Here is a 7682-nt window from a genome sequence, read left to right as displayed (position 1 = left end):
TTCGTTATCTTCAGTTCGACGATTATCTTTTGCGATGAATGAGCCGGTAGTTTGGTACTGCATTATCCAATTATCTAATGCTGATTTGGTGAGGTCATACTCTGCGACGATATCCGCACGTTTTTTACCATTTTGATATAGCATGACCATTTGTTTTTTGAACTCGTTAGTAAAGCTACGTTTTGTTCTTCGTGATGAATCGATTGCCATTGTTGTTACCTTCTCTTATTTTTAGTTTATCATAACAATGACCTTATAAAACTGGTACTAATTAGTGTAGCCGATCCACTTAGCCAAAAACCAAATGGGTTCGTTTTTGCCAAACGAACAATACGCGCAGTATTTGCTGCACATTTATTAATTGTCTCTGTATACATAATTAATTTATCCTTTTAAAAATACATTTAGCGCGACTTTACTTGTACGATCCCATCGTCATTAACATCTACTTCATAATGAGGGATTGAATATTGTTCATCTTCCAAACAATAACCATCTTTTAAACGAAAGCGTTGCTTTTTAAGCGGACTTGCCACCCATAACTCATTTTCATGTTCTGCTATAATGCCTCGGGATAAAACACTTGCCTTAGCAAATGGATCAATATTACTAATCGCATAAAGCTCAGTATTATTATAAGGGCGAAAAATAGCCACATGATCATTACCAACAAGTGCACAAACTCCTGTGCCAGGTAAAATCTCATCAAGTTTACAAATAGTTATCCATTGGCTCATATTATTCCCCTAACATTACTTTACGTTCTTCTGCTGTTGCTGGGCGATGCTGATCACGCTCAGGTACGATTTGGATATTCTCATCACGTTTGTTACTATTAATAAAATGAGAAAATCGAATTTGACCTTCTGTATTTTCAACAGCTTCCTTCCATTCACATACCATTAATTTACGTAAGCGTGTCATTTCACTTTCTAACTCAGCATTTATGCCTAATTTATCGTCAATAATAACACTACGTAAATAATCAATACCGCCATCTAAATTTTCAAGCCAGACTGACGTCCGTTGTAATTTATCTGCGGTACGAATATAAAACATAAGGAAACGATCAATATATCGGATTAGTGTATTTTTATCGAGATCAGCGGCAAGTAAATCAGCATGACGAGGCTTCATACCACCATTACCACACACATAAAGATTCCATCCTTTTTCAGTAGCAATAACACCGATATCTTTTCCTTGCGCTTCGGCACATTCACGTGTACAACCTGATACGCCTAGTTTAAATTTATGTGGTGCACGAATGCCTTTATAGCGGTTTTCTAGCTCAACACCCAAACCAACACTATCTCCGACACCGAATCGACACCAAGTGCTACCTACACAGGTTTTTGCCATTCTTAATGCTTTGGCATAAGCATGACCACTCTCAAAACCAGCCTCAATAAGCTCCTTCCAAATAGCTGGAAGATCGTCTTTTTGAGCTCCAAATAAGCCAATGCGCTGTGAACCTGTAATTTTAGAATAGAGCTGATATTTTTTAGCTATTTGGCCAACAGCAATTAATCCTTCTGGAGTAATTTCACCACCAGCACTACGTGGAATTATCGAATAAGTACCATTTTTTTGAATATTACCTAAGAAAATATCATTACTATCTTGTAGAGGAATCAAATTATCTTTAAGAATATAATCATTCCAACATGAAGCTAATAAAGATCCGACGGTAGGTTTACAAATTTCACAGCCATAGCCTTTACCATGTTTCTTAATTACTTGCTCAAAAGACGTTAAGCCCTTAACACGGATAAGATGATATAACTCCTGACGCGAATATTTAAAATGTCCGCATAATGCATGGCTGACCTCAATGCCTTGTTTAGCTAAATCTAAATTAAGAATTTGTGTAACAAGTGGGATACAGCCTCCACACCCAGTCCCAGCTTTAGTTTCAGCTTTGATTGCTGCAACCGTATGACAACCAGCATTAATGGCATTAATAATTTTTTCTTTAGTCACATCAAAACAAGAGCAGATTTGTGCTGAATCGGGAAGCACATCAACCCCCATAGCTGGTTTTGCTCCTGCATGTGCAGGCAGTATCAACGTATCTGGATGTTCAGGTAGATCCATATCATTAAGCATTAATTGCAATAAATTACTATAATCTGACGTATCGCCAACCAATACCGCACCCAAAAGCTTTTTATTATCATTCGAAACAACCAATTTTTTATAAACTGGCGTTGTTTCATCTAAATAAACATAACTATGACACCCTATTGTTTTTGCTTTAGCATCGCCAATACTACCGACATCGACTCCCATAAGCTTTAGCTTAGCGCTCATATCGGCGCCTTCAAATTTATCTACTTGTCCCATTAAATGCGCTAAGGCAATCTGAGCCATTTTGTAGCCTGGTGCAACTAAACCAAACACCTTGTTTTGCCAACAAGCACATTCACCAATAGCATAGATATCAGGATCCGAAGTTTGGCAATAATCATTAATAACAATGCCCCCGCGAGGACCGATTTCTAACTCACATTCTTGAGCTAATTTATCATTTGCTCTAATGCCAGTTGAAAAAACAATAAAATCGACTTCAAGTGCCGAGCCATCCGCAAATTACATGATTTTCCCAGCAGGTGTGTGAATAATTTCTTGAGTATTTTTACTGGTATGAACACCTACCCCCATCTCCTCAATTTTACGACGTAGTTGTTCTCCACCCTGCACATCCAGCTGTTCAGCCATAAGCACTGGAGCAAACTCAACCACATGCGTTTCCATACCTAAGTTTTTTAAAGCTCCAGCAGCCTCAAGTCCAAGCAATCCACCACCCACAACAGCGCCTTTTTGACAACGCTTTGCACATTCTTGAATAGCATCAAGATCTTCAATTGTACGATAAACAAAACAATCCGAACCATCAGCACCTTTAATCGGTGGTACCCAAGGATAAGATCCTGTCGCAATAATCAATTTATCATAAGCAACAATTCGCCCTTGTTGAGAGTGAATCTCCTTACGCTGACGGTTAATTAAAATAGCCCGTTCATTAAGTAAGACTTTAATATTATTCTCTTCGTATAAACCTTCGCGAACTAGAGAAAGCGCTTCTGCTGTGTGACCAGAAAAATAAGAAGAAAGGTGTACCCGATCATAAGCAAGACGAGGTTCTTCACAAAAAATAGTAATATTAAATTGATTGGGTTGCATTTTATCAATTAACTCTTCAATAAAACGATGCCCAACCATCCCATTACCAATAATAACGAGGTTGGTTTTACTCATACATAACTCCAATTTTAATTTAATTAACTTGCTAAAAAATTTTAATTTAATAACATTGTATGAAACTGTGCATAGAATATAACTACCCTCAAGAATTACTACTTTAGTAGTACTTAAATATCAAACTTGCAAAAACGTACTTAAAATAATTGCTAATTTTAGCTAAATTAGTATAATTAGCCGACTAAATAAATTGAGTAATGATAATTGAATTACAATTCAAGAAAGCTTCCTTCACGTGAAACCATAGCTCGATCACAAAGATTTAACGATGACATCGTTGATGTTTCTGGTGTTGATCTGGTTTTGAGCTTAATAACAACTGCCGATTTAATTCGTGCTAATATCTATGCGCAATTAGATAAAGATTACGGCGTTTCTGAAGGTAAGTTTGCCTTATTGATGTCATTGTTTTCAGAAGGTGAAATCTGTACCAGTGATCTTGCTTTGCGCATTGGTGTAACACCAGCAACAGTATCAGTAATGGTTAAACGAATGCTGGCAGCGCCAGAGCCTTTAATCTCGATGTCAAAAAGTGGTGATGATGGTCGTTCTCGATTAATCGCTTTAACACATACAGGCGAAAAGCTGATTCAAAATGCATTGCCCAATCACCTAAAATCAATTCGCGCTTTTGCACAAGTACTCAATTCGCAAGAACAAGAGTCTTTAATATTGATGTTACGTAAATTATTACGAAAATAACGGACTTTAATCATTAAAGTCCTTCATTTCACTTAAATAGTTAGCTGACTAAATAAATGGAAAATAAGCTGTATATGAAAAAAAATGTCAAAATTCCTGTTATCTTTTTACTCCTGCTAATCTTTGGCTCATTTTTAATCTTTTTAGGATCAAGAAATGATGCGGTCTCGGTTGCCAAAAGCATCAAATCTGGTGTATTAACTGCCGATGAGATTAATATTGCCTTTCAAAATGTCGGAGGAAAAGTCACCAAGCGATTTGTAGAAGAATCACAAATAGTAAAAAAAGGTGATCCTTTAATGCAATTAGAAGATATTGATACCAAACTAGCTATCGATCGACTACAAGCTTTAGTTGATAGCCAAAAGGCGGCAGTAAACCAAGAACAAAAAAATATTGAAATCACTGAAAGTGAAACCAACCTTTCAGAATTATCAACTTGGCGAAAAATAGAAGAAGTGCAAGCCAATTTAGAAGCAGCAAAATCGACTCGAAACCTAGCTAATACTGAATTTGATCGCCAAACCCAATTACGTAAGTCGGGGGGAAACTCGCAGTCACAACTTGATAATGCTCGTAATGTTTTTATTAATGCAAAAATGCAAGTTATTCAAATTGAAAGTCAACTTTCTACCTTAATGATTGGTGCGACGCCTGAACAAATTAGCCAATTTGAGCAAACAAAAAATGCAACAGGAATGACAATACAATCAATCTTAATTGCACGACAAAAACTGCTAAACCGCCAAAATCAATTAACACAGCTTCAATCACAACTCGCGCAAGGCGAAGCTGAATTAAAACAACTACAGCTTAATTATGATCGACTAACATTAAGAGCACCTGAAGATGGAAAAGTATTAAAACTTATGTTTGAAGATGGCGAAATGGTACCAAACGGTGCGCCAGCAGTCTTATTAGAAACCGATCGTAAATATATCGACATTTATGTAAATGAAAAAATGGTTAATGACTATCAACCAGGCACAACGGTTACAGCAAATGTAATTGCACTTAACAAAGAAGTAAAAGGAAAAGTACGTTTTGCCACCGCTGCGCCATCATTTGCTGATTTACGCATGACACGAGAACGAGGTCAAGCTGATTTAACCTCTTATCAAGTCAGAATTTACATAGAATCAATTCCTAAACTATTAACTGGAATGACACTTGAGGTTGAAAAATGATGCAAAACATCATTAAATCCATGCTTGAAGAGCTTGACGCCATGTTGTCTGGCCATTTTATACCTTATTATAAAGTTTCGCTTGGCTTAGCTGCTATTGTTTCGCTTGTTTTTTCAATTGTATTAAGTCATGGAGCTGTGTTTGAAGGAAAAATTGCAGTTATTGATCTTGATGGTTCTCATTATTCGACTGAATTAATTAGCAAAGTCAATACATCGCCTTATATTGAAGTGACAGAAGTAATAAGATCGCCAGTAAATCCAATAACATTGGTTTCACACGACCGTAATTTAGGTGTTTTATATATTCCTAAAGGTCTAGAAAAAAGCTTAAAAAAAGGCGATCAAACAGTACGCCTAGGCTATTTTGCTGATGATACAAACGATGCACAAAATGCCAAAGTACTACAAAGCCTAAATGAATATATTCCAGAATTGGGGGCTGAACTTAGTGTTGGTAAAGTTGCAGCATTAGGACTTGGTAAAGAAGGCATTGAAGCAACTTTATCACCAATGCAACTTAAAACACGATATATGTTTAATCCTGCAAGCTCGTCCACCATATCGACGATTATATATTTTGTCTACTTTTTCTCGTCACTGACTTACGGCCTAACCTCATTAATGATTATTGGTCGCTTAAAAGTAACTGGCATGTGGGAACAAACAATAGAAAGAGGATTCTTACCTTTATTAGCAAAATCAATTCCTTATGCACTATTTTTTACAACAGCATTAACGCTTATCACAGCCATACTTGTTATATTTGGACAACTGCGTTTTGACGGTAACTATTTTGCTTTTGTACCGAGCATATTTATGACAGGATTGGCATTTGGTTGGCTAGGGTTGTTACTGTCTTGGAAAACTAACAATCCAGGGGAAGGCGCAGGTAAAATGATTTTCTTAGTACCTCCAGGGTTTATCATGGGCGGTTCAACAATGGCTGTGGGAATAATGCCAATTTGGACTTACTATGTTAGCCATGCTTTCCCATTAGTTTGGTTATTTAAATTTTTCCGCGATTTTGCCATGCGAGGACGCTCACTGATTGATATGTTAGCAACTTATGGGGCTTTCATCATCTATTTAACGATTATTGCTTTTATCGTGATGATATTTGTCGAGCGAACCAAAAAGGCAGCAAAGAACTAATTTTTGTCAAAAACTTTCAGGTAACACCTACGTTTAAGTAAAAATTTGATACAACATCACATCTTTTTTACGCCCCTCGGTGAATTTTCACCGTGGGTGAAATTTATTATTGATATCTCCTTTTGTTTTGGAGTATCACAACAATAACTTTATAAAGCTGATGCTCACTAAAGCAACTTTTCCAATCACAAAATTCAGATAACCGTGCCCAATAAAATACTATTCAAACAATAACTCAAATCACCTCCCCTACAAAAACTACCTTTAAGTTATCATCTAAACGATTCAAACCAAATTTCATCAAACTCTTCTTGATAACACTGTAGTTTAAAATAAAGCGGAATACAAACTGCAATCACCGATAAAAAAGTACTCAAAACAATTATTGATAATATTTCCTTTAGTTCAACATAATTAACAGCCAATAAAGCAACAATAGAATACAGGCAAAAAACAAGACTAAAAAAATAAACCGTTGGAAAAATCAATAATTCATCGTTTTCTTCGATACGTTGGATGGTTCTATCCGATAATTGCATAATATAAATTTCATTACTTCCTTGCGCAGCTATCATTTGCCCCTTTTGTCCCTGATTTACCCCATCAGCAGCCAGAGCTAATGCAAGCCATGCATGGCTTTTGCTTAATTTACCTAAATTAAGATCTAGTGGATAAACTTTATTTGGCGCAATTATAATTTCGCCATTAATATCAAAAAATGTCTCCTTTAAAATATTTAATGCAGAAGAAGATAAAGATGTTGTCCATAATTGATTAACTCGTTTCTTTTCAACCTGCTCGGCTTTAATTAAATAACCAATATCATCACTTAAATCAGTAAGTTCAGTTTTAAGAGGTCTAAATACTCTTAATTTGGATAGATTTAATGCTTTCTTAACATTAGAAAATAATAATGCACAGCAATATTCACTAAAAGATAATTGGTTCTTAACATCGTATACCAAATTAATCATTAAAATAGATTCATCATATTTTGTATCTATCCATTCATGGATGATTTCAGGCGAAGGTATGCAATCGGATAACACAATATCAGACTCGTTAATATTAATATGATTTGAATGACAATAATTAGCTAAAATCATAACCGCAGCATCTGAACTTTGAGTCATATTTAATAGTACTTTGATTTTTGACAAGCTATTAATTTTAGCTTTCATTGGCATAATAATTTTTTCAAACACATAAAATAGTGGTGAGCTGATCATTTCATGTATAACTGAAATCGGCATTACTTTATCGGGATTCATTGGTTGACTGCCTTCTAGCCCCATAACTTTTAAAGCAAGATTATCGATTTCTGTTAAATAACAATAATCAACTAACCCAATTGATTTTCTTGCCCATCTCTGCC

Annotated in this window: 6 protein-coding genes and 2 pseudogenes; 3 read left to right on the top strand and 5 right to left on the bottom strand. The window is 35.7% G+C overall.

The genetic code is table 11. The features are described 5' to 3' along the window. The 4 genes and pseudogenes from A9G37_RS03650 to nirB all read right to left on the bottom strand — a co-directional run. Positions 1-210, bottom strand: a 210-nt coding sequence (locus tag A9G37_RS03650) for a helix-turn-helix domain-containing protein (protein ID WP_065574654.1), incomplete at its 3' end; no start/stop codon positions are given. 68 nt (positions 211-278) lie between these two features. Further along, positions 279-377 (bottom strand): annotated as a pseudogene (locus tag A9G37_RS13470) (nitrite transporter NirC); the annotation flags it as partial. Positions 378-404: 27 nt separating this feature from the next. Then, positions 405-737, bottom strand: a complete 333-nt coding sequence (gene nirD, locus A9G37_RS03645; RefSeq protein WP_065574653.1) for a nitrite reductase small subunit NirD — start codon at positions 735-737, stop codon at positions 405-407. 1 nt (position 738) lies between these two features. Continuing rightward, positions 739-3261 (bottom strand): annotated as a pseudogene (gene nirB / locus A9G37_RS03640) (nitrite reductase large subunit NirB). A gap of 207 nt (positions 3262-3468) precedes the next feature. Here nirB and A9G37_RS03635 point away from each other — a divergent pair. The 3 genes from A9G37_RS03635 (at position 3469) to A9G37_RS03625 (ending at position 6307) form a co-directional block, all read left to right on the top strand. Continuing rightward, positions 3469-3966, top strand: coding sequence for a MarR family winged helix-turn-helix transcriptional regulator (locus A9G37_RS03635; protein WP_065574652.1), 498 nt, complete (start codon positions 3469-3471; stop codon positions 3964-3966). Positions 3967-4040: 74 nt separating this feature from the next. Further along, positions 4041-5153: an HlyD family secretion protein gene (locus A9G37_RS03630; RefSeq protein WP_081297640.1), complete on the top strand. Its 1113-nt coding sequence runs from the start codon at positions 4041-4043 to the stop codon at positions 5151-5153. After that, on the top strand, positions 5150-6307 hold the full coding sequence (locus A9G37_RS03625; protein WP_218059293.1) for an ABC transporter permease: 1158 nt from the start codon (positions 5150-5152) through the stop codon (positions 6305-6307). Before A9G37_RS03630 ends, A9G37_RS03625 begins: the two co-directional genes overlap by 4 nt. A gap of 272 nt (positions 6308-6579) precedes the next feature. On the opposite strand, the gene A9G37_RS12790 is transcribed toward A9G37_RS03625, so the two are convergent. Continuing rightward, positions 6580-7682, bottom strand: a 1103-nt coding sequence (locus A9G37_RS12790; RefSeq protein WP_065574651.1) for a hypothetical protein, incomplete at its 5' end; no start/stop codon positions are given.

Source organism: Gilliamella sp. GillExp13, assembly GCF_001690815.1.
Classification (GTDB): Bacteria; Pseudomonadota; Gammaproteobacteria; order Enterobacterales; family Orbaceae; genus Gilliamella; species Gilliamella bombi.
The sequence above is the reverse complement of the archived record's forward strand: the minus strand, read 5'-3'. Positions and strand labels throughout refer to the sequence as shown.

What these genes read in the sequence shown, in the direction of transcription:
- A9G37_RS03630 (WP_081297640.1), top strand. Translation starts at nt 4,041, where the DNA reads ATGAAAAAAAATGTCAAAATTCCTGTTATCTTTTTACTCCTGCTAATC.
- nirD (WP_065574653.1), bottom strand. Translation starts at nt 737, where the DNA reads ATGAGCCAATGGATAACTATTTGTAAACTTGATGAGATTTTACCTGGC.
- A9G37_RS03625 (WP_218059293.1), top strand. Translation starts at nt 5,150, where the DNA reads ATGATGCAAAACATCATTAAATCCATGCTTGAAGAGCTTGACGCCATG.